The sequence below is a fragment of the Alteromonas marina genome, assembly GCF_000808575.1.
In the GTDB taxonomy this organism is placed as follows: domain Bacteria; phylum Pseudomonadota; class Gammaproteobacteria; order Enterobacterales; family Alteromonadaceae; genus Alteromonas; species Alteromonas marina_A.
In genome coordinates, this window is the sequence record NZ_JWLW01000067.1 from 1 (window position 1) to 23,313 (window position 23,313).

Below are 23,313 nucleotides of genomic sequence, written 5' to 3' on the forward strand. Positions count from 1 at the left end.
GTTTCATTAGAAAGTCAAGAGAAACGATTGTTACTTTGTAATGATAAAAATAACCGTGCAATTACATCAAGCAATATTTAAAGGCGCAACTTGCCAAGTTTGCTAGATGGCGAACCAAAGAGTGTAAGCTTAAACGGAAAGGGCGGCAGCCGTTGGCGTCAAGGCTGAATGATAAAAACAGGTTCAATAGTGAAGACAAGCCAGTGTTAGAAACCTTGAGGTGTCTTCTTTAGGAAAGCAACTTCGTCAGAGGTAGACTCGCGTCCAAGGATTGTATTTCGGTGTGGATAACGTCCAAACCTTTCAATAACCTGTTGATGGCGTTTTTCAAACGTAAATTCCCGCTCTAATCCTTCTTGTGAGAACAGCTCCATTGCTACATCGTGAATAGCTAGCGATTCACTATGCATAAATGGCATGTAAAGAAAGGCTAGTTGTTGTGGTGTTAGCACTTTGTCGGCTTCTACGCTTACCGCTTCTTGAGCAAGTACTAGCGCAATACTGTCAGCACTGAATGCGTCAGGATGGTTGCGATAGATGTTTCGTGAAAATTGATCGAGAACGATAATTTCGGCTAGCCTGCCTGATGCAGTAGCACGCCAAGGCCAGAGTTCACCGCGCGTCGCTGCTTTGTGTAATGAAGAAAATCGCGATGTAATTGTTTTATCTAGTGCGGCATCTTCCGTAAACCATTGTTCAGGCGATAATTCGCCAAACCAAAAGTCTAATACACCGTTAGCTTCTTCCATAACCACTTGCGTTTTTTCCATATCTACTCCAACAACACGCTCAAAGCAGTAAAATTAAAGTCATCTAGACTTATACTTGACTTTGAGCAAAAAAGTTCCGTTTTTGCTTGCAAAATAGCAATCATCTGCTAGCAGTTATTGCATAGTATTGCTTAAAAAGTGTGCTGTGGGAAGGGCTAACGTTTTGGGCTTTCTAGTTCATCCATCTGAATGTAGATATCAGTAATGGCGTCAACACGGTCGGCAGCCTTGCTACCTAATACTTCATAAGTCAGGTTACACAGTGATGCTACTAGACTCATTGGCGCAGCATAGCTATCAAAAGGCGAGTCACTGCCGATGTGGGTTACAACTAAGTGGTCGACATCGTTACGATAACCTTGGCCCGTGGGGTCAGTAATAAGTACGGTTTTACAGTGCTTAATGCTATTTAAAACAAACTTGAATTGGCGGGTTCTACGGCGAAAGCCAAAAAGTACCACCAGGTCATTTTCGGTTAAGTCGATAATATCTTCACTGAGCGTTTGACCTGGCTGGGGGAGTACGCGAACCGATGCCCTAATCTGTTTTAGCTGCTGCCTAAAATGAAGGGCTATGGGATAAGCGTTGCGAAACCCAATCAAAGTAACTTGACCCGCCGAGGCAAGCAATTTAGCTATATCACTTAATGCTTCAGACGATGTGCCTTCAAACGTGTTGGCTAGGTTTTTACTATCACTTTCGTGTTGTAAAACGCCGCTTGACGGGCTTATTACAGGTACGCCTTGCTCACGTAACTGCACAAGAGCTTCTTTGGCTTGTTGGTGAGAATCGAAGCCAAGCTGACGAAAGAACCGACTTACGGTCGCTTTCGACGTCCCTGTTTTATCAGCAATGAGCGATGTGGATTGACTTAACACGGCAATGGGGTTTTGCTGTATATAATGCGCGATGGATTTGCCCGAAGGAGATAACGAGGCATAGTGTTTTTCGATTTGTTGTAAAACGTCGCTAGGGCTACTTTTTGTCATTGGTATCGCCTTTTACATCTAACGCAATTATTTCACGACTTTTGTGCTATATACAAACACAACGTGAAATCTTCCGTCTCTCACCTTCAAATACGGATAAAGTGGAAGGTAAAACGACCTTGCATTAAGCGTATTTATTTCTTAAATCTGGGTACAACAAGCACTATCTAGTACCTTCGAAAATAAAAAGTTTAAATCTTATAATAGGTTACGCAAATAGCGTATTTTATAGGGCTAAAGTATCACCTAATTAATAATTCAAACCCCGCAAATTGGCACTACACTTTCATACATAGTAACCGTAAAAATTCATAAAAGTGTCATCGGTTGGTAATTATGTTGTTGGTCTTACTTGGGTCTCGAAAGCGTAAATTTTTTGCAGATCGTAGAGCAGCGGCGACGTAACATAGAGAAAGAGGTGAGTTGTGGCAAAGCTTTGGTCTGAATTGATCTTGCTATTTGTAGCAGTTCCTTTTGCTGTTCTCTACTGGATTAAGCATTTTGCAGATTATCTCATGCCCATCTTAGGGGGAATGGGGCTTTGCTGTTTAGCTGTCTTGTTAGCAGATAAACAATTTAAACGGTTTAAATTGTGGCATTGGGAAGACTATCGAATACATCTTAGAAGTACACTTAGGTTATTTCTGCCATGGGCAAGTTTACTGGCGCTGGTGGTGTACTTTTTAAAGCCTGAATTATTTCTGCACTGGCCTATGAACCAGCCGTGGATGTGGGTGGCTACCCTGCTGATTTACCCCATTGTTTCGGTGATCCCCCAAGAGATTATTTTTCGCACCTATTTCTTTCATCGCTACAAGCAAATCTTGCCCTCAAAATACACGAGGTGGGCATTAAGTACTTTTTTATTCGGTCTCGCACATTTAGTGTACGGTAACTGGGTAGCGGTAGTGGTTTCTTGGATTGGCGGTGCCATATTTGGTTACCGATATATGCAAACAAAATCAACGCCCGTTGTGGTGATCGAGCATGCCTTGTGGGGAAGCTTTTTGTTCACTATTGGGTTGGGATCTTATTTGGTTATTGCAGCGTAATTATTTGTATTAAAAATTTATCCACATGAACGCCAAGGAGTAAGGTCATGTTCAGTGTTCAGCAAATTGTAGTGTCTCATATTCTAGATAAGCGCATGGGGCTTCTTTATCCGCAAATTGAAACGCCCCTAAGTGAACGCTTTGTTCAATCCTTACTGCAGCAAAACGAAGATGGCGCAGCAATAAGCAGTTTATCAAGCGCACAGTCGCTACTTTCTCAGCTTTGGGAGAGCTTTGTCTATCGTTTACCAGGCTTGGCGCTAGGAATAGTTATCATGGTGGCGTTTATACTTCTAGCGCCACATATTGCAAACGTACTCGTCAAGCCGCTTACCAAAACTACCACGTCACCATTATTGCGTTCAGTAATTCAAAGAAGCGTTAGCCTAATTTTAATGCTGCTTGGTATTTATCTTTTTCTGTTTTTAGCTGGGCTGACCGGGTTTGCCATTGCGGTGGTAAGTGGCACAGGGGTAGTAGGGCTTATTCTTGGCTTTGCCTTTCGCGATATTGCAGAGAACTTTATATCAAGCTTACTACTTACTATTCAACGTCCATTCAGAATAGGCGATATCGTTCAAATAAACGACTTTACTGGCATTATTCAAAAAGTCACGGCACGTGCCACTACCTTGGTTGACTTCGATGGTAATCATATTCAAATACCCAATGCCACCATATACAAAGGAGTGATTAAGAACTTAACGGCTAACCCACTTATGCGGGGGCAGTTTGTTATTGGCGTGGGCTACGATGCAGACATACAAGAGGCTCAGCGAATAGCGCTGGAAATTACAGAGGGGCAAGAAAATGTATTAAACGACCCTGAACCACAAGTGTTAATAGATGAACTTGGCTCCTCTACATACAACGTTAAGGTGTATTTTTGGGTGGATGTAGAGAGAACCAGTGTGTTGAAAATGGCGTCTGTGCTAATGCGTAACATCACACAAGCGTTTTTAGACGCCAGTATTAGTATGCCTGACGATGCTCGTGAGCGCATATTCCCAGAAGGCATGCAGCTTCGTATTGAGCAAACTGAAAGCACAGGTTCAAAGAGTGAAGAAGCCAGCCCAGTGAATCAATTAGAAGGCCAAGAAAGCTTATCCACGGGAGGCGCTGGCAGCAAGTCTGGTATCAAGGATTTGGCCAATGAAAACAGGGGAGATAGTGCAACTAATGAAAATTGTCGGGCTAAAGGCAATCAAAGTGCTAACCCGTTAGGTCATGACGCTGCCGATGATTATGGGTTTGAACCTGAAGGTGCTAAAGAGCACGATAACAAGCTCAAACGGCGAACGCCAACGCAAGATGACACATCTTCTGAAGCGCATGAAATAAGAGAACAGGCCCGCAGGTCAAGGGATCCAGAGGCCGGTGAGAATATTCTATAAAGCAAAGTGCTGCTGTGGGTGTAACCTTGCTGGAAACAATAAAGTCGTTACGCTAAATGTGCTTCAGCAGGCTTAAAGTATCAAAGTAGCGCTACTTTAGCCTGCGATCACCTATCCATTATGCGCAGCAGGACTATACAGGTGGTACAGGCGAAAGGTTACATCTTCCAAGAAAATCTTGCCATAGGTTTACATGAGCTTTCATGGCACGGGTGTATTTATCAAAACCGTCTTGCGACTGTTGTCTTATATAGCGTTTGAATTCTTCATGTAGCGACGGCTGTTCAAGCCAGTCTTCCCACAACGGTGCTAGCTTGTAATGATACTGGTTTACCAGGCTACCTACAGGCTGTATTTCTTCAATGAAAAACAAGTAAAACACGTTGCGCAGTATTTCGGCTTTGTCGCTGGCACGGCCCTGTGGGCAACTTACAGTATCGAGTTCGGTAGCAAGCATATCTGTAAGTAGAGAAAGGTTTTGCGTTAAGGTTTGTTGGGTGTGCCAAAGGGTAGCGGGTAATCGTGCAGAGCGTATAATTTGTAGCTGCTGCTCTAGCTCGCTACTGTCTATTGGGGTTTGGTTTTGTATATGTAAACTGTCGATATAATACAGCGCGTTCACGCTAGAAAGAGCATCTTTATTGTGTTCAACTGACATTAGACGTTCAGGAGTATTCAGCGCTAAACGCAATTCTTGGCTGCCTTGAATCAGGTTTGCCCATGTTTTGGTGTAGTCTTGTGTTTTTTGTTCACGCCATAATGCGATGGTTGCTGCCAGCGCTGCGTTATTTTTATTTGTCTCGTCTTCTTCCGAGAGCGCTGCTTCACAGCTTTTAAGTACAGTCAGCAGCTTACTTTCGTATACTAACCTTTGTGATGGCAGCTGGCTTTTGCCTAACGACGTATTGCGCTCGGCCACAACAGTACCCAACTCACAATCTTGCAGCGCATAAAACTCACGCAGGTTTATGCTCACGCCTTCAACTGTGTGCTTCAACGTGGTCGAGTCGGCAAGTTTGGGAAGCGGTGTGGTGATGTTATTGTTGAATGTATCTGGTAGCGGGGTATCAATCACACGAGAAAGACGCTGCGCATAATCTTCAATACTGTGTTTTACGGTATTGCCACCAAAGCAGCCTAGCAGCGTAAATAAGCTAGCGCTGATAATTCCAACGTGGCACCAATTTCTTGCTTCAAAACTAAATGCGCTTTTAAGCTGCAATGTTTGCTGCTTGAGGTGGGGAAGCCACAATCGTTTAAGTCGCAAAGCAGGTTGCCGGCCAGCGTTGGGATTCATTGTTTTTTGTTGAATGACTTTCACGCGGATGCTCCGGTATAAAGGCTGCGCCCGCCATCAACATAAATGATTTGCCCAGTGATGTACGAAGCCGATGTTAAAAATGACAAGGTATTTGCGATATCTTCAGGCGTGCCGAGCTCGCCTAGAGGAATACTCGATAAAAGCTTGTCTTTCTCCTCGTCATCCATTTCGCGCTCAGGCCACAATATTGCCCCTGGCGCAATTCCATTAACGCGAACATGGGGCGCTAAGTCTATCGCTAAAGATTGAGTGAGCGAGGCAAGGCCTGATTTAGCAATTAAATAAACGCTATGCTTGGGAAGTGGGCGGTCAATGTGCATATCGACCATATTAATAATGCAGCCCTTGCTTTCCTGTAACGCTGGCGCCAGTGCTTGAGACAAAAACAGCGGGCCTTTTACGTTGCTGCCAACTAGCGATGTCCAATCGTCTTGGGAAATTTCGCCAACAGGCGTTGGGTAAAAGCTAGACGCATTGTTCACTAAAACATTAATCTGGCCCCAAACACGTAATGCTTGCTGGCCAAGCGCATTTACCTCGTCGGTGTTACATAGGTTGGCTTGTAAGCAGGCAGCGGAATCTGCACGCCGACTATTAAGCTTGTCGGCCAGTGCAAAAGCATCGTCTTTAGAGTGCCCATAGTGAATGATAATGCGGTAGCCTTCGCTATGAAGCTTACATGCCATGGCGGCGCCTATGCGTTTTGCTGCCCCTGTAATCAATGCAACAGGAAGCGCACCAGGGCCTGAGTTTTTCATAATAAAAGCTTCTCTCTATTTTAAATCTGTTTATGGCTAATTACAGCCTGCGATGATTTTCATTACGCACCTTGTATAACCACATGCAAACGCTTTTGCAGCAGTTCGCTGGTAAAGCGGTTGGTATACAAAACAAGCGGGTTAGGTTGCATGTCGCTTCCATTACTGCACTAGTGGCTGTAGATGTCGTCTACTACTTGTCTGGCTTGCGCAATGTAATGCGCGCCGAATAATAACCCGTGATTTAAAATATGGTAAAGCTGGTAAATTGGTTTTCTTAATTGGTAATTTTTTTCAATTGGCGTGTGCTGGTTGTAGCCTTCAAAGAAGGTTTGCGGAAAGCCTCCAAAGAGTTCTGCCATGGCAAGGTCGGTTTCGGCGTCACCGACATACACGGCAGGGTCGAATAACACCGGCCCTTTTTTGTTAAAGCCCACATTGCCGGCCCATAGATCGCCGTGCAATAGCGAAGGGTGGGGCTGATGCAAACTTAAAAGATGCTTCACTTTCGTAACGATACCATCTATGTCACCGCTCTCTTTCGACCATAGCCCATTTGAAGCCAAGCGTTCAAGCATGCTACCGATGCGTTTTTCGGCAAAGAAGTCAGCCCACGACGCCATGCGCCCGTTGGTTTGCACGCTTGCGCCTATGTAATTGTCATGGGGCCAGCCATAGCTTGTGTAGGCGTTAACTGCGTGCAGCGCAGCAAGCTGCTGCCCTAAAGTGAAATAGTCAGGCACGGTAGGTTCAACAAATCTAACATGCGAAAGTACCAAATATTCCATGTTCGGCGTTTCGTTAACAGTTATGCCGTGACAGATGACCCGCGGTGTTGATATGGTTTGGGTGTTAGCTATGGCGTTAATACCCTCGGCTTCATGGGACAATTGTTGGGTGTCGTCATACTTTCGGGTTTTAACGAAGTAGCGATGAGTGGAGTCTTTTATAATGTAACTGTCGTGGGTATCTCCACCACTGACGCGATCGGCTTTCTGGCAGCTGAAAAATTGCTGGGTCTCATCTGAAATATGCTCGCTGATAAAATGCCACATAATGCACGCTCTGCTTGGTTTAATGCTTTGGTCCAATGCGCTTATTTAGCGAGAATGCACTCGTGTTGCATTGCAGTAAAAAGTGCATGCTAAACGCACTGCAAAATTCAGTAACCTGCCCACTACAGCCAGTGGCCTCGCGTTAAACTAAAGTATGGGTTAAAAATAGTGAAATGCATAAATTCCTCTACCAAAATCTTGCCTATCGGAAAACAAACCTGCACTAATTAGTCAATTCGGGCTTTTCAATATTGAAGTTGACCATACTCTAGTTATAATCCACCACTTGCTTTATGCGAGACTGTTAGCGGTTGTGTTATATGTACTCATCAATAGGTGCAAACGCCGTTCATTTAAAACAAGCCTCTAAAAAAATAAAGCAAGTTTCGAGTGCTCGGGCCTTTTGACCCTCGATAGCACGCTTAAATTTTTCAAAAATATGCATGTGGCGCAGAGTAGGCGTCACCACTGTAAAGGAATTAAAATGCCTGTAATTACCCTTCCTGATGGAAGCCAACGCGCTTTCGATAACGCTGTTTCTGTACTAGACGTTGCAAACGACATTGGCCCTGGTTTAGCCAAAGCAACCATTGCAGGAAAAGTAAACGGTGAGTTAGTTGACGCCGTTGATATGATTGACGCGGACGCACAACTTCAAATAATCACTGCAAAAGACGATGAAGGTTTAGAAATTCTTCGTCACAGTTGCGCGCACTTGTTAGGCCACGCTATCAAACAACTTTGGCCTAACACCAAAATGGCTATCGGCCCGGTTATCGACAACGGTTTCTATTACGACGTTGATATGGAAGAAAGCCTAACCCAGGAAGATTTAGCCAAACTAGAAAAGCGTATGCTTGAACTGGCTAAAACCAATTACAACGTGGTTAAGAATAAAGTGAGCTGGCAAGAAGCGCGCGATGCATTTGAAGCACGCGGTGAAAGCTACAAAATGGAAATTCTTGATGAGAACATCAGCAAGGACGACCGCCCGGCACTTTATCACCACGAAGAATACACAGATATGTGTCGTGGCCCTCACGTGCCAAACATGAAGTTCTGCCATCACTTCAAACTGATGAAAGTGGCAGGTGCTTACTGGCGCGGCGATAGCGACAACAAAATGCTTCAGCGTATTTACGGTACTGCGTGGGCAGATAAGAAGCAGCTTAAATCTTACCTACAGCGCTTAGAAGAAGCTGAAAAGCGCGACCACCGTAAAATTGGTAAAGCCCTTAACCTTTTCCATTGGCAAGAAGAAGCGCCGGGCATGGTGTTTTGGCACAACGATGGTTGGTCAATTTATACCGAGCTTGAAAGCTACGTGCGTAAGAAGCTTCGTGAATATGGTTATGACGAAGTGAAAGGCCCATTAATGATGGACCGCTCGCTTTGGGAAAAATCAGGTCATTGGGACAAGTACGCTGAAAACATGTTCACGACTGAATCTGAAAAGCGTGAATATGCCGTTAAGCCAATGAACTGCCCAGGCCACGTACAAATTTTTAACCAAGGTTTGAAATCGTACCGCGACCTGCCTCTTCGTATGGCTGAGTTTGGCTGCTGTCACCGTAACGAACCATCGGGCGCACTACACGGCTTAATGCGTGTTCGTGGCTTTACACAAGACGATGCTCACATTTTCTGTACTGAAGAACAGATCCTAGAAGAGGTGAGTGGCTGTATTAAGATGGTGTACGAGACATACGCTGCGTTTGGTTTCGAAAACATCAAAGTTAAGTTGTCTACTCGCCCAGAAAAGCGCGTAGGTGCTGACGAGATTTGGGACAAATCAGAAGCTGCGCTTGCAGATGCACTTAAAGCTAATGACATCGAGTTCGATTATCAGCCTGGAGAAGGTGCGTTTTACGGACCAAAAATTGAGTTTACACTACACGATTGCTTAGACCGTGCATGGCAGTGCGGAACCGTACAGCTAGATTTCTCAATGCCAGGTCGTTTAGGTTCTACTTATGTAGCTGAAGATGGCGAACGCAAAGTGCCGGTTATGATTCACCGCGCTATTTTGGGTTCACTAGAACGCTTCATTGGAATTTTGACCGAAGAATTTGCAGGTTTCTTCCCGCTCTGGTTGGCTCCTCAGCAGGTTGTGGTAATGAATATTACCGACAAACAAGCTGAATATGCCTCAGATTGTGTAAAAAAACTGCAAGAATTAGGTTTTAGAGCAAAGTCTGACTTGCGAAATGAGAAGATCGGCTTTAAAATCCGCGAGCACACTTTGAAGCGTATTCCGTATATGCTAGTTGTGGGCGATAAAGAAATGGAAGCGGGCGAAGTAGCAGTGCGCTCTCGTCGCGGTGACGACCTAGGCAAAATGCGCCTGGAAGACTTTATTGCCATGGCTCAACAAGAAGTTGTTGAAAAGACGATTAAGTAGTTGAGCAAATTGTGTATAATACACAATTAAGGTGTCTGCTTTTGGCTTTACTTTGGGTTAACCGACCTCTCAAAAGCAGACAAAAGAATTAAATGTTTGGAGGAATAGCACATTAAAGGCGCTAACAACAAGGCTCAGGGCGACAAAGCCCGCATTAACGATGAGATTAAAGCCAGAGAAGTAAGATTAATTGGCAAAGACGGTGAACAGGTTGGTGTGGTTTCTCTAGCAGAAGCTACTCGTAACGCAGAAGAAGCGGGCCTAGATCTAGTAGAAATCAGTCCGAATGCCGAGCCGCCAGTCTGTAAAGTTATGGACTATGGCAAATTCCTCTTCGAAAAAAGTAAAGCTCAAAAAGAGCAGAAGAAAAAACAGAAGCAAATTCAGGTCAAGGAGATTAAATTTCGCCCTGGCACTGATGAAGGCGATTACCAGGTCAAACTGCGCAACCTGCGTCGCTTTCTTGAAGGTGGTGATAAAGCCAAAGTTACGATCCGCTTCCGTGGTCGTGAAATGGCGCACCAAGACATCGGTATCGATCTACTAAACCGCGTTAAAACCGATTTAGAAGATATCGCTACATGCGAGTCTTTCCCACGTCGTGTGGAAGGCCGTCAGATGATCATGGTGCTAGCCCCAAATAAGAAGTAGTAACGGTCTAAAGTTTTAAGGAATCTGCACCCTTAAACACCTTGCTGCTAAACATTAACCGGTATGAAGTGACTGCAACACGAAAAATACCGATATTAAACAATGCGGAGTTTTAGCAATGCCTAAAATGAAAACTGTAAGCGGTGCCGCCAAACGTTTTAAGAAAACGGGTTCTGGCCGCTTTAAAAGCAAACAGTCTCACTTACGTCACATTCTGACTAAGAAGAGCTCTAAGCGTAAACGTCACCTTCGTGGCAAAAAACTGGTTCATGACTCTGATACCAAATTGGTTCAGCGCATGCTGCCTTACGTATAAGACTTAGGAGACTGATTAATGGCTAGAGTAAAACGCGGCACTATCGCACGTGCTCGTCACAAAAAAGTCCTCAAGCAGGCAAAAGGTTATTACGGCGCACGTTCACGTGTATATCGCGTAGCGGTACAAGCTGTAACTAAAGCTGGTCAATATGCTTACCGTGACCGTCGTCAGCGCAAGCGTCAATTCCGTCAACTATGGATTGCACGTATTAACGCTGCTGCTCGTCAAAATGGTATGTCATACAGCCGTTTCATTAACGGTTTGAAGAAAGCGTCTGTTGAAATCGATCGTAAGATCCTTGCCGACATCGCAGTACATGACAAAGCAGCTTTCAGCGCACTAGTCGAAGCGGCTAAAGGCGCATTAGCTTAATTATTAACTAATTAAGTTTAAGTTCTTTCGGAAAAAGGCGAGCAGGATGCTCGCCTTTTTTCGTTTTTGGGGTTTAGATAAATCACTTTCTTTTAAGCAAATTTACCTTGTTGCCAATCTTGTATTCCTTCAATCGGCGAATATAAACAACTTACTGAAAGCGTTGCTGCAAATATTTAATAATCTCCGAAGACTCGTACAACCAAATATCTTTTTCAGGGGTTTGTATACGTAAGCAAGGAGCTTGTACTTTCCCGCCGCCTTGCGCCAATTCATCACGATACGGTGACCCACTCGATACGCTGCGTTTACGAATAGGCAAATTCATTTTGTATATAGCGCGGCGTGTTTTAATACAAAAGGGGCAAGCAAAAAATTGATAAAGCGTTAATTCTTGTACGGCGTTTTCGACTTGCTGTTGTTCTTGTGGCAATCGTTTAAGTTTTCTGCCACGAGTTATTAAATCAAGCAAGGCGATAACACCGCCAAGTGCGTTACGAACTAGGGAAATAAATAAGCGCAATTTTGTGTCTTTATAGGTTAAGAAATACAGCGGCGCAGTATAGCAAAACTTCTATATAAGATCTTATATGAAGGAATTGCGAATAAGCTCCAGGTGCAAGGGCATAGCAGTAAAGTAAGTAGCAACGACCGATACGGATAAGCCAACAATTAACCTCACCGATAGTGGGTTTTCCGAAAATCGAAGCCTTACCCGTCATGAGATTTTCTTATCTCGAATGGACAACCTGTTACTGTAGCTTCAATTGTTGTAGGTAGTGGAGCCTTTGTGTCCTCAAACACAAAAAAGCAGAGCCGAAGCTCTGCTCATATTTATCACGTTAGCGTATAGCGTTCTCTCTTATTTCTTCTCTACACGCCCATAGCGGTCAGAAAACCTTACTATGTCATCTTCGCCTAGGTAAGCACCAGATTGCACCTCTATAAGCTCTAGAGGGATTTTCCCGGGGTTCTCCAAAGCGTGTACTGCACCAATTGGGATATAGACAGATTCGTTTTCTGTTACTAACTGAGTGTTGTCATCAATAGTCACATTGGCACTACCAGAGACCACAATCCAGTGCTCGGCACGATGGTGGTGCATTTGAACAGATAGTTTCTCACCTGGTTTTACCGTAATACGTTTAACTTGGAAGCGTGCGCCGCTGTCAATTGAATCGTAGCTACCCCAAGGACGGAAAACTTCACGATGGAATTCAAATTCAGGGCGCTTTTCGGCTTTTAATTTATTTACAACGTTCTTAATGCTTTGGGCATCGTCTTTGTGAGCGACCATTACGGCGTCTTTAGTTTCAACGACTATCACGTCTTCTAAACCAATTACCGAAACTAAGCGTTGCTCTGCGTTTACATAACTATTTATGGTGTTTTCTAGAATAGTATCGCCTACACAAACGTTCCCGCGGTCATCTTTATCTGCTGTTTCCCAAAGTGATGTCCAGCTGCCGACGTCACTCCACCCAGCATCTAATGGAACCATTGCAGCGCTGTCAGTTTTTTCCATAACAGCATAGTCAATTGAGTCGTCAGGACAGGTAGCAAATATTTCAGAATCAACACGAATGAAGTCTAAATCAGGGGCTTCGGTTTCAATGGCGCGACGACAAATCTCTAGCATCTCGGGGTGATACTTACCTAATTCTTCAATATAGCGGCTGGCTTTAAACATAAACATGCCGCTATTCCAGAAAAACTCACCAGATTCAACATATTGTTTAGCGGTTTCTAGTTCCGGCTTTTCAACAAAGTCAGCTACCTCAAACCCAACATTGAGTACATTTCCAGCCTTGATGTAGCCGTAGCCCGTATGCGGTTGGTCTGGAACAATACCAAAGGTTACAAGCTTTCCTTCATTTGCCAAAGCTTCTGCTTTAGTAATAGCACTGTGAAAAGCGAGCTGATCTTTAATTAGGTGGTCTGCTGCAAGAACAAGAAGTACAGGGTCTTCGCCATTCTTAGTGGCATGTAGTGCTGCAAGTGCTATTGCAGGAGCCGTGTTACGACCAACAGGCTCTAACAGAATACCACCGTGCTTGATATTCTTTTTACGAAGCTGCTCCGCAACTAAGAAGCGATGCGCGTCATTACATATAAAGACTGGAGCTTCAGCATCAGTACCGCTTAAGCGAGTAATGGTATCTTGCAACATAGTGCTTTCTGAAGTTAGCGCTAAAAATTGTTTTGGTAGAGCGGCGCGCGATTTTGGCCATAAGCGACTACCCGTGCCGCCAGCTAATACAACAGGTTTCATTATTGATATCCCTTTCTTATAAATTAAATTTAGTAAGCGTTTTTATTGATAAAACCATTAAACACGGTCATGAACACGATTTTGATATCAAACCACACCGACCACCTATGAATGTAATCTAGGTCGTATTCAACACGTTGAACCATCTTGTTGACTGTTTCTGTCTCACCACGTAAGCCATTTACTTGCGCCCAGCCTGTAATACCAGGTTTAACCTTGTGACGTAGCATGTAACCTGTAATTATTTTTCTATACTGCTCGTTGTGTGCGACTGCATGCGGGCGAGGCCCTACAATCGACATACGGCCTTGTAAAACATTGATAAACTGTGGAAGTTCATCCAAAGAAGTTCTTCGTAAGAAACCACCAATCTTAGTTAAACGCGCATCGTTTTTCGTTGCTTGCTTCACAACAGCGCCGTTATCTTGCGTGGTCATAGAACGGAATTTATAAACCGTAATTTGTTTACCGTCTAACCCATAGCGCTTTTGTTTAAAAATTACAGGGCCTTTAGAAGTCAGTTTGACCGCTGCCGCAATAAACAGCATGGGTATCGAAATCATGATCAATATAAGCGTACTTAAAACAATATCTTCAAAACGCTTTAATATATCACTAGCACCCTGAAATGGCGTATCGTAAACACTTAGCGCTTGTACGTTACCCACTGTCTGCCAGCGGGCATTCAATAGGTTATACATAAAGAAGTTTGGAACCACATAAACGTTAGCCGTGGTATCACTACATTGCTCTAAAATTGAGCGAATTCTATTCTCTGCGCTCATTGGCAGTGCAATATATATATAATCCACTTCATTTCGTTTAGCCATTTCTATGGCTTGTTCGATGTTTCCCAACACAGTGTTTTGCATTTCATGAGGAAGGCGACTCGTATCTCTATCATCAAACAAACCGTTAAATCTTATGCCAAGATGCTCATTTTGCTGTATCTGAAGTGCAACGTTTGCTCCAAGATGCGTTGCGCCAATAACAATTGAGCGACGAGAGTTCATACCGCTCTTTCTTATATGGAAAAGGAACTTCCGCATTACAAAACGCCAAGCAATAAGGACAACAAACGAAGTAGCGAACCATGCTAAAACTACTATCGGGGGAGTATTGATGTTTTGAACGAAGAAGTAACCAATTGTGAGGGTGCCTAAAATGCTTAGCGCCCAAGTAATTGCCGCAGCTCTTAGCATTTCAGGGGTGCGATGCCCTCGCCAAGAACGATAAAGCTCTACGCCTTCAGCTGATATCTGAAAACAAATAACGTTGACGAATAAAAGAATAAGACTAGTGGAATCAATAGTTGACTTAAAATACACCGCACAGGAATAGTACATAAGTGTCACTAACGACAGATCGATTAGGCGATAAAGCGTTGAAAAACCACTTTTATTTCGTACTACAAGGCCGCCGTTAGCGCTTGAGTCAACTGGGTGAGACTTCAGTACTTTGTTAGATTCTACTTGATTATCCATTTTGAGTATCTCTAATAGTTAATAGGAAATGCCTATTATTTGAATGTTTGCCACGATACGAAATGAACCGAGTACATTGATGGCGAAAGCACGGTTGTCCATTTGCTTAAAGCAAGTCTTATGCCCTTTATGAAGCGTATCAATAGCTCCTCACTGTTTGCAGTGAATGAGTACTTCATTGACAGCATAAATAATATTATAGCTTCATTGTAATTTTATTACAAAATGGAGGTCAATTGTTTTGCATTGCATGTAGTAAGTTTCCTTCCTTTATTTTACCATTAGCTTCTAGGTGTTAAATAATTCTGAAATATAAGAGCTATAGCTTAATGGCGAGCCAAAGACGGTTGTGGCATGTAAATGGCATCATTAATCTTAAAATTGTCTGATTGGCTAACAAAATTAGAGCACGAATAGATTAATTATCTTCAAGCCGTTGAGCACATTTACGAGGAGTAACAATGAACAAATGGAATAAAATTCACTTAGCTCTTGTTTCATTAGTTTTAACTAGTGGAATTGAGGCGCAAGAAAGTAGTGAAGAAGGCAGAATCAAAGTTGGGCAATTTGATGTAATCCCTTCGCTTACAACTTCTTTGTCTTATGTAGACAATGTAGCTTACGCAAATGAAGATGACCCCAAAATTTACAGCTGGCGTTCAATTTTATCGCCAGAGATTGTCGCAGCAACTGAAGTTGCTGGAAACCCTGTTCAAGTAGGATACAGACTTGATAGAGGCGTCTATTTTTCGAGTAGTTCAGACGACTATACAGATCACTTTCTTGAAGCATCAGCGGATTTAGAGATAAATGCAAGAAATGCGGTAAACCTCATAGGTCAGTTCGAAGACGGACATGAAGATAGGGGGACTGGTTTTTCCCTAGGTGGAGGGAATAATCTTACATCTCCAGACAGATATAAAAGCTCCTATATAGGTGCAGATTATTTCTATGGTGCAGTCACGTCTGATGGTCGCATTAAGTTCAAAGCTGACCGACAAACATTAGATTACGACAGAAGCGAGCAGCAGTACCTAATTCGAGACAGAGTGAGCACAAATGTTGGCACTGAGTTTTTCTACCAGATAGGTGCGTCTACTAGTTTGGTTCTAGATTTTGTCAAATCTTTTGTAAGGTATGATAATCAAACCGGTATAGTATCAAGAGACAGTGACGAGAGTAGAGTATTGGTGGGTCTTACTTGGGAAGGCAGCGCAGCGACCACTGGTTTTGCAAAAGTGGGTTATAAAGAAAAAGACTTCAAAGCCGAAAGTAGAGATACATTTTATGGTACAGACTGGGAAGTGGGTGTAGAGTGGCAGCCGCTGTCTTACTCAACTTTTGTTTTTTCCACCAGCGCAGATACTCTTGAAACCAATGGCGAAGGTAATTTTATCCGAGGACGGAATTATTCCTTGTCATGGGAGCACGAGTGGCTAGAGCGCTTAAGCTCTTCTGTTCGTATTGCCAAAAGTGATGATGAATACATTAACGATGGCGGTCTAGATAATAGAGATGATGATTTGATGAGTTATTCAGCGACATTGAATTATTCGGCGAGACGATGGCTCAGTTTCGCACTATTCTACCAAATTCAAGATAGAACAAGTAACCGCGAATTAATTGGTTATGACAGGAATGTAGTGGGTGTTAGTGCAGAGGTATCGTTGTGAAGTTTAAACTTTTAGGCTTTTTCTGTGTTTTAATTACATTATCAATGAGTACTAAAGTCTTAGCTCAATCTGGTAATGCAAGTATGAGCCAGTATCAACTAGGCTCGGGTGACAAAGTTAGCATTAGCGTGTTCGGTCAAGAAGAGTTGTCTATGGAAGTAAGGCTCCCCGACGTTGGAACCATTAATTACCCTTTTTTAGGTGAGTTAAAGCTTGTAGGACTTACAGCTGCTGAAGTTGAACAATTAATTCACAATGGTTTACTTGGGGACTATTTGGTCAATCCTTCGGTGTCTGTATCTATAGTCGAGTATCGCCCTTTTTTTATAGACGGAGAAGTTAAACGCCCAGGCGGTTATCCATATCAGCCTGGCTTAACAGTTAACAAAGCTGCAGCGTTAGCCGGTGGTTACACAGAGCGAGCGGCAAGAGATAAAATAGTCATAGTGAGAGAGTCTTCAAACCAGACGAGAGAGTTAACCGTTACTGTGAGTGATATGATCCAGCCTGGTGATATCATTACAATCAATCAACGTTTCTTCTGATAACAATAATTGGATAAATCAATGACAAAGGACTTTCGGGAAGTGCTATTCGATAGCCCGTCGGAAAATGATGCGCTGGATTTGAAGCAATATATTAAAACTGTAAAAGCTTATTCAGGAAGGATTTTTATTCTCGCATTGGCTTTTACCACTTTGTGTGCTGTTGTTGTTCTTCGCATGACACCTCAATTCTCTTCCACTGCTACGCTAATCATTGAGGCTAATAAAGCCAATGTAGTTTCCATTGAAGAAGTGTATGGTCTAGACACAGAGCGTAAAGACTATATGCAAACGCAATATGAAATATTGCGCTCTAGAAAGATTGCAGAAAGAACTGTTGAAAGTCTATCGCTTCACAACAATATTGATTTTATTGGTAATGAGCCAAGCAAACCTTTTCTTAAAAGCTTAACTTCTGGTGCAGCGGAATTATTACCATTTTTACCTCAGTCTGAAGCAAAGACTCTTACAGAGGCTGAGACATTAGCACTTCAGAAAAAGCGTGCTGTTAACAAGTTGATTCAATCTGTAAGCGTTGCAATGGTTAAGAATACACAGATTTTGAAAATCACGGTAACAACTACAAAGCCAAGTTTATCTGCAGATATAGCGAACGCTATGGCGGATGTTTTCATTGAAAGCCATCTTCAAGCAAAGTTAGATATGACCGAAAAAGCCACGCGCTTTCTAACAAACAGCTTAGATGGCCTTCAACAGAAACTGCAGCAGTCGGAAAAAACATTATCTGAATTCTACGAGGAAAACCAAGTTGTCAACTTAGATGGTGTTGTTGGTCTTGCAGCCACTGAGCTAGAACAGTTAAATAAACAGTTATTAGAAGCACAGACTTCGCTGGAGTTTAATTCTCTTATTTATAAGCAAACCAGAGCTGGGGTTTCAATTGAATCTTTAGCCAGAATTCCAGAAGTGCTCAACCATCCACTCATTCAAGATGTGAGACGAGAAGAGAGCAGAGCGCTTACCAAAGTGAGTGAACTTGCAAAAACGTACGGCCCGAAGCATCCTACCATGATTTCTGCGCAAGCTGAGTTAGACGCAATTCAAGAAACCTTCGAAAGACAAATAGATAGTTTAATTTCCAGTATTGCAACGCAATATACTGTATCGCAAGAGCGTGTAACTAATCTTCAACAAGAAGTAAGTGAGGCGAAAGCTAGGTTCAGAAGGCTTGCTGCATTAGATAATAAAAGGAAAACCCTAGAACGCGAGCGTGATACTAATCAGCAGCTTTACGATTCATTTTTCACGCGTTTGAAAGAAACTGACGAATTAGGCGGTTTTGAATCTGCTAACGCTAGTGTACTAGATGAAGCATTAGCGAGCAGCGTGCCTTCAAAACCGAATAAAAAGTTACTGATCATTGCAGCATTTGTATTGAGTTCAGGGTTAGGTGTGGTTCTAGCGCTAGTAATGGACTTTTTAAACAGTGGTATCAGGTCAGTAGAAGATGTTGAGCGCAAGCTAGGGCAACGTATGTTGGGTTTGATACCTTGGTTGGCGCATAAAAAGAAAACCGATTTACCTATCAGAACGTTTTTCGATGGAAAGCAACACCAATTTGCAGAGGCAGTAAGAACACTGCGAACAAGCCTGTCGTTGTTGAATTTGGAAAGAGACCAACAAGCGATAATGGTCACTTCAAGTGTTCCAAAAGAAGGTAAAACTACGGTATCAATTAACTTGGCGTTTGCGCTTGGTCAATTGGATAAAACAATAATAGTCGAAGCTGATTTGCGCAGGCCGACCGTAGCGAAGCAATTTAACGTTCCAAGTTACCAACCTGGCGTCGCAAATCTTGTTCTTAAATCACACACATTTGAAGAATGTTTGATTAAGGACGAAGACTCAAATATTGATATTTTGACTGCAGGAACCATACCTTCTAACCCACAGGAGCTTCTTGCAAGCGAGGCTTTTCAAGAGCTTATTAGCGAGTTAAAAACGCAATACAAGTATGTAGTTATAGATACTGCACCTACTCAGGCGGTAAGCGATTCTATGATTGTGGCTAATTCGTGTGACTCTGTTTTATATGTTGTTAAAGCAGATAGTACGAGTGATAAAGTCATTAAAAGTGGGCTCTCTCGATTTATCCAAGTAGGGCATAGAGTTGATGGTGTGATACTAAATCAAGTAAACTTGAAAAAATCAGATGTAGCACAGAGGTACGGCGGTTTTTACGACGAGTATGGATATACTAGTCATAAAAGCTAGCTAATATTAATTGATAGATTTACATAGCCATATCTTACCTGGCATCGATGACGGTGCCAGAAGTTTAGACGTCGCGTTAGGGATGGCAAATCAAGCTGTCGAATGTGGTATTACGCATATAGTATGTACTCCTCATATCCATAAGGGCTACTTCGACAATTCACTTTCAAGTATCCGTCTTTCTTTTAAGCAGTTCGAACAGGAAGTTCAAGAAGCACATATACCATTAACTCTTTCTTTTGCTGCAGAGGTAAGAGTTGGCGAACAGATTCCTATTTGGGCTCGACAAGGTGAACTTCCTTTTCTCGGAACATACAATAACATGAATGTGTTGCTACTAGAGATGCCCCATAGCCATGTTCCTCAGGGGATAGATGTTTTGGTGAAATGGCTTTTGCAGCAAGATATTATTCCTTTAATTGCTCACCCTGAAAGAAACAGAGAATTATTATCTGAGCCCCATAAGTTTGAATGGTTAAAGAAAACTGGTTGTATGTTCCAGCTAACTGCCGGAGCGTTGATTGGTCGTTTTGGAGATAAGGTTGAGAAGTTTGCTACTTTCTTGATGCGAGAAAAAGCTTTTAATGTAGTAGCGTCTGACACACATGATTTAACCCGAAGGCCGAATGACATGGCAGAGGCTTTTTCAATAGTTGAAAAGTTCGATTCCAGTTTTGCATTAAGTACCTTTAAGCATGTACCACAAACTATAGTAAATGGAAATAATAACCAATGAAGGTCGGTGTTCCTGTTTCAAAAGGATCTTACCTTCAATGGAGTGTTTTTCTACTTGCACTCTACGGACTTTATTTTAGTTGGCAACAACTTACCGTTGGTAACTCATATTACAGAGTTAAGAATAATCTCGATACCTGGCAGCAATCACCATCGTTGGCTAATGAGACATCCGCACGAATCATGCTTGAAGAGATAGATTCTGCAATTGAAAAGTTTCCTGACAATGCACTGTATTATCAACTACGAGCGCAAACGATAGAATGGTTGGTTTATGCGCAGCCAACTGAAAGAAAAAGCGAGAAACTAGATTTATTGAATGTTGCTTACGAAGATTATCAAAAAAGTTTAGAGCTTCGGCCTGCATGGGCGGGTAGCTGGGTTGGACTGGCCACAATAAAATGGAAACTGGACGAATTAGACGAAAGCTTTTATTCATATTTACAGCAAGCAGAGAAGTTTGGACCGCAAGATTCGCTCACGCATATATTTTACGCGGAATTTGGCTTGAATATGTTTTCAATACGTTCAATACATTTTGTTAGAGTAAAATCGCAGCTTAAAAAGCATATTCATTTAGGCTTACTGAACCCGCTTAGTCGAAACGCTGTGTTGAAGTCAATCTCCAAACATAACGCTAAGCAAACTGTATGTGTATGGCTGAATAATTATCCAAACAGTAATTCAAGAAGAATACTTGGATGCGTCGAACCGGTCTAATATACTGTTGGCTATGTGTTTTCTTTGAACCAATCCCATAGACCCAAAGAAAAACCTTCAACTAGGTTGATCCCCAACCAACTTTTTAGAAGGTAAAGAACAATAAGCCCCACAATTATTGATATAGCGAGAAATGCGGTAGTTACACTAGCAATAAACAAACGCCCAACTTTACTTTGTGCCCTAGAGTAGTCACGCTTGTCTTTACCTGCTAATAATACAAAATAATATCTATTCTTCCACAAGCTAATCGTTCCACGTAGATCTAGCTTGTGATTTCCCCAATGCCTTCCAGCTAATGCAGTGTTAATGTGTGCTAACTGCTCTTCTGTAAATGAATTAGCAACATCTTTAGGCATTCGCTCTAAAATGTGCTGAATATTAGGTTCTTGCCTCATAGGACGCTTTATCTTCAATACCATCAATTTATCCTCTGGTTGGTGCAGGAGAAACTTTTACATTTTTGCTTTGTATTCCTATAGCAAGAAAAATGGTAAAGATGAAAGTATTTGCTGGGGCTTGTAATGGAAAATCTACAGTGCTGTGTAATAGCATACCAATTATCGCCATTGTTGCTGCAAAAGCTGTACCTCTCGCAGTAGGGTGCCTGCGAGTTTTCATTGCATTTATACTGTAACTTAAGCATATCAATGTAACGATAGCTATGGCCAACGAGCCTAACAAGCCGAATTCCAATAAGAATTGTATGTATTCGTTATGAGCATGGTCATAAAAATGTTGAATCGATTCCGGTTGATTTTGTGGAAACAAGGTATAAAACGTTCCTCCACCTGTACCGAAAAGAGCGTTTTCACTAATTAAGGGCAGTGTATTGTTAACTACTTCATCTCTACTCTCTTGTGAAAAAGACGTGCTTTCAATGCGCCGTTGTACTTTTTCAAGTCCAAACAAGCTACTTAATATAAGTATGTCAATGACCAGCATGCTTATAAAAAACGCGATATAGCTTTTTCGCCTAGGTTTGAAGTGTAACAAACCTAGGGTAGCCGTTATGGTTAAGCTGATAAAAAATGCGGTGTTGCCCATTCTTGACCTAGACATCACTAAGGCAATCACCATTAAGATAACCCCAATTCGAAACAAGAGTTTGTTGCTAAGCCAAAACTTGACTAACGTTCTTAATTTATCTCGGTTCGTCGATGAGCGAGCAGTAGGTAAGCTAGCTACTAAATACCCAATAGCGGCACTTAACGTTAAGACTAAGTAGTTAGCGAAATGGTTTTTATAGACAAATGTTCCTGTAGCAATGTCAGAAACTTCTTTATGGAAAATCAGGCTTGTCTCTAATCCAGAAAGTACTTCTAACGTGCCATACAGTGCTTGAAACACACCTGTGCCGCATATGATTGCAAGTACTATTTTTAAGCGATGAGTGGAGTTGACGATGATTAAAACAGTACAAAATAGGAATAAATAAGCTATCGATTTTAACAATACCACTTTGCTTTGACCCACATCGAAACTGAGCGAAAGCCATTTTAGAGTATCGTCTGTCGAAATTGCCGCTGTGTTAACTGCATTAAAAGCGAGCCGTTCTGGACGGATTACCTCTATTATATTGATTGGTATTGGGATTATATTTATTAATTGGCAACAGATAAAAATTATCCACAACCAAAGCAACAACTTATGTTTTTTATATGCTTTAACAAGTTGCTGCGGTTGAATTACTGCTATGAACAAACCTATGCTAAAACACGAAATCTGCATGAGCGACCAAGCCCATGGTCTATTAGAGCCCAGCGGGAGAGCTATCCAAGCAATCGTAAACAAAAGAAAACCGAAAAGAAACTTTTCGGTTTTTTGCGAATTTAATGAAAACACTTACAACATACTAGCTTGAAATTTCAATAAAGTTCTAGTTCGCCGAAATGGTCGTATCACCGCCACCTGCGCCAGCAGCACCAGTGCCTGCACCCAACGGAGTAACTGTATTACCCGTAGCACCCGCTGCAGTTGCAGTAAGTGTACTTGGATCTATACCAGCATTAATAGCCGCTAATAGCGCATCTTCTTCGCTGATAACCTGCATCTGAAGGGCAATGTTATAAATTTCATTTGCGTCTTCTGGGAACATTAAAATAGCAATAGTGACAACTTGCGCCGGTTGGTCAGGCAGTTCACCAAAACCTGCTATAGCAATTTCAAACCCGGTAGCGTTATCGTTTAAAAGGGCAACCATCGACTGGTAGGCTGCTTGGTTCGCGCTTAAGTAAGATAAACCTGCGGCATCAAAAAACATACCTTCATCAAGTACGGTTTGGCTTACTTCACTAGCGGCTTGCTCAACCTCGGCACCTTCTTCAATTTCAGTAACCAAAAGGTTTCTAACTTGTAAGCCTGGTACGCTACCTTCTTGTGCAAAAGAAACTGTCGAAAAGGCGATTAAAGCGCTTAAAAGCACAGATAAAAAAACGTTGCTACGCATAACTTATCCTTAGATTAAAAACGTCGGGTTAGCTTCTTTCTAACGCCATATGGCCATATTGTACAACAAGTGAACGTACAAGATCTCGCTTTTGTTGTACATCTATTTACTTTTGCTC

The 23,313-nt window shown here is 42.4% G+C and carries 22 protein-coding genes; 11 read left to right on the top strand and 11 right to left on the bottom strand.

The window, feature by feature from the left end; translation table 11 throughout:
• Positions 1 to 206 precede the first annotated feature (206 nt).
• Complete coding sequence (locus RJ41_RS17800) at positions 207 to 770, bottom strand: DUF924 family protein (RefSeq protein WP_039223719.1); 564 nt, start codon at positions 768 to 770, stop codon at positions 207 to 209.
• Positions 771 to 925: 155 nt separating this feature from the next.
• Positions 926 to 1,759 (bottom strand): MurR/RpiR family transcriptional regulator, encoded by an 834-nt coding sequence (locus tag RJ41_RS17805; RefSeq protein ID WP_039223725.1) that lies wholly within the window; start codon positions 1,757 to 1,759, stop codon positions 926 to 928.
• Between the two features lie 425 nt (positions 1,760 to 2,184).
• Between RJ41_RS17805 and RJ41_RS17810 the strand changes: the two genes are divergently transcribed.
• Together RJ41_RS17810 and RJ41_RS17815 are read left to right on the top strand one after the other, a co-directional pair.
• Entirely contained in the window at positions 2,185 to 2,811 is a 627-nt protein-coding gene (locus RJ41_RS17810) for a CPBP family intramembrane glutamic endopeptidase (RefSeq protein ID WP_039223726.1), read from the top strand.
• Between the two features lie 47 nt (positions 2,812 to 2,858).
• Positions 2,859 to 4,205 (top strand): mechanosensitive ion channel family protein, encoded by a 1,347-nt coding sequence (locus RJ41_RS17815; protein ID WP_039223727.1) that lies wholly within the window; start codon positions 2,859 to 2,861, stop codon positions 4,203 to 4,205.
• 133 nt (positions 4,206 to 4,338) lie between these two features.
• On the opposite strand, the gene RJ41_RS17820 is transcribed toward RJ41_RS17815, so the two are convergent.
• The 3 genes from RJ41_RS17820 to RJ41_RS17830 form a co-directional block, all read right to left on the bottom strand.
• Entirely contained in the window at positions 4,339 to 5,526 is a 1,188-nt protein-coding gene (locus RJ41_RS17820) for a DUF3080 family protein (protein WP_240485826.1), read from the bottom strand.
• On the bottom strand, positions 5,523 to 6,284 hold the full coding sequence (locus RJ41_RS17825; RefSeq protein ID WP_039223728.1) for a pteridine reductase: 762 nt from the start codon (positions 6,282 to 6,284) through the stop codon (positions 5,523 to 5,525). Before RJ41_RS17825 ends, RJ41_RS17820 begins: the two co-directional genes overlap by 4 nt.
• 170 nt (positions 6,285 to 6,454) lie before the next feature.
• On the bottom strand, positions 6,455 to 7,339 hold the full coding sequence (locus tag RJ41_RS17830) for a fructosamine kinase family protein (protein ID WP_039223729.1): 885 nt from the start codon (positions 7,337 to 7,339) through the stop codon (positions 6,455 to 6,457).
• Between the two features lie 484 nt (positions 7,340 to 7,823).
• On the opposite strand from RJ41_RS17830, the gene thrS reads away from it, so the two are divergent.
• The 4 genes from thrS (at position 7,824) to rplT (ending at position 11,082) form a co-directional block, all read left to right on the top strand.
• A complete protein-coding gene (gene thrS, locus RJ41_RS17835) occupies positions 7,824 to 9,740 on the top strand; it encodes a threonine--tRNA ligase (RefSeq protein ID WP_039223730.1) in 1,917 nt (638 codons plus the stop codon).
• 111 nt (positions 9,741 to 9,851) lie between these two features.
• A complete protein-coding gene (gene infC / locus RJ41_RS17840; RefSeq protein WP_071814473.1) occupies positions 9,852 to 10,391 on the top strand; it encodes a translation initiation factor IF-3 in 540 nt (179 codons plus the stop codon).
• A 118-nt stretch (positions 10,392 to 10,509) separates the two neighbouring features.
• On the top strand, positions 10,510 to 10,707 hold the full coding sequence (gene rpmI, locus RJ41_RS17845; protein ID WP_012518091.1) for a 50S ribosomal protein L35: 198 nt from the start codon (positions 10,510 to 10,512) through the stop codon (positions 10,705 to 10,707).
• An 18-nt stretch (positions 10,708 to 10,725) separates the two neighbouring features.
• Complete coding sequence (rplT, locus tag RJ41_RS17850; protein ID WP_012518092.1) at positions 10,726 to 11,082, top strand: 50S ribosomal protein L20; 357 nt, start codon at positions 10,726 to 10,728, stop codon at positions 11,080 to 11,082.
• Positions 11,083 to 11,233: 151 nt separating this feature from the next.
• On the opposite strand, the gene RJ41_RS17855 is transcribed toward rplT, so the two are convergent.
• From RJ41_RS17855 to RJ41_RS17865, 3 genes are all read right to left on the bottom strand, one after another.
• Positions 11,234 to 11,605: a glutathione S-transferase N-terminal domain-containing protein gene (locus RJ41_RS17855; protein WP_039223738.1), complete on the bottom strand. Its 372-nt coding sequence runs from the start codon at positions 11,603 to 11,605 to the stop codon at positions 11,234 to 11,236.
• Positions 11,606 to 11,944: 339 nt separating this feature from the next.
• On the bottom strand, positions 11,945 to 13,354 hold the full coding sequence (locus RJ41_RS17860; protein WP_039223739.1) for a mannose-1-phosphate guanylyltransferase/mannose-6-phosphate isomerase: 1,410 nt from the start codon (positions 13,352 to 13,354) through the stop codon (positions 11,945 to 11,947).
• 29 nt (positions 13,355 to 13,383) lie between these two features.
• Entirely contained in the window at positions 13,384 to 14,838 is a 1,455-nt protein-coding gene (locus tag RJ41_RS17865; RefSeq protein WP_052235512.1) for an undecaprenyl-phosphate glucose phosphotransferase, read from the bottom strand.
• Between the two features lie 461 nt (positions 14,839 to 15,299).
• On the opposite strand from RJ41_RS17865, the gene RJ41_RS17870 reads away from it, so the two are divergent.
• From RJ41_RS17870 to RJ41_RS17890, 5 genes are read left to right on the top strand one after another with little or no spacing between them, the layout of a single operon-like run.
• Entirely contained in the window at positions 15,300 to 16,511 is a 1,212-nt protein-coding gene (locus RJ41_RS17870) for an outer membrane beta-barrel protein (protein WP_039223741.1), read from the top strand.
• Positions 16,512 to 16,555: 44 nt separating this feature from the next.
• A complete protein-coding gene (locus RJ41_RS17875; RefSeq protein WP_039224092.1) occupies positions 16,556 to 17,056 on the top strand; it encodes a polysaccharide biosynthesis/export family protein in 501 nt (166 codons plus the stop codon).
• Positions 17,057 to 17,077: 21 nt separating this feature from the next.
• Positions 17,078 to 19,291: a GumC family protein gene (locus tag RJ41_RS17880; protein ID WP_039223745.1), complete on the top strand. Its 2,214-nt coding sequence runs from the start codon at positions 17,078 to 17,080 to the stop codon at positions 19,289 to 19,291.
• Between the two features lie 10 nt (positions 19,292 to 19,301).
• On the top strand, positions 19,302 to 20,027 hold the full coding sequence (locus tag RJ41_RS17885; protein WP_039223748.1) for a tyrosine-protein phosphatase: 726 nt from the start codon (positions 19,302 to 19,304) through the stop codon (positions 20,025 to 20,027).
• Complete coding sequence (locus RJ41_RS17890) at positions 20,024 to 20,746, top strand: VpsP family polysaccharide biosynthesis protein (protein ID WP_052235513.1); 723 nt, start codon at positions 20,024 to 20,026, stop codon at positions 20,744 to 20,746. Before RJ41_RS17885 ends, RJ41_RS17890 begins: the two co-directional genes overlap by 4 nt.
• 11 nt (positions 20,747 to 20,757) lie before the next feature.
• On the opposite strand, the gene RJ41_RS17895 is transcribed toward RJ41_RS17890, so the two are convergent.
• From RJ41_RS17895 to RJ41_RS17905, 3 genes are read right to left on the bottom strand one after another with little or no spacing between them, the layout of a single operon-like run.
• Positions 20,758 to 21,168, bottom strand: a complete 411-nt coding sequence (locus tag RJ41_RS17895; protein ID WP_039223751.1) for a hypothetical protein — start codon at positions 21,166 to 21,168, stop codon at positions 20,758 to 20,760.
• A gap of 4 nt (positions 21,169 to 21,172) precedes the next feature.
• Entirely contained in the window at positions 21,173 to 22,591 is a 1,419-nt protein-coding gene (locus tag RJ41_RS17900; RefSeq protein WP_039223753.1) for an O-antigen ligase family protein, read from the bottom strand.
• A 34-nt stretch (positions 22,592 to 22,625) separates the two neighbouring features.
• The gene (locus RJ41_RS17905) at positions 22,626 to 23,195 is read right to left on the bottom strand and encodes a hypothetical protein (RefSeq protein WP_039223756.1); all 570 of its coding nucleotides are present in this window, start codon (positions 23,193 to 23,195) and stop codon (positions 22,626 to 22,628) included.
• Between the last annotated feature and the right edge of the window lie 118 nt (positions 23,196 to 23,313).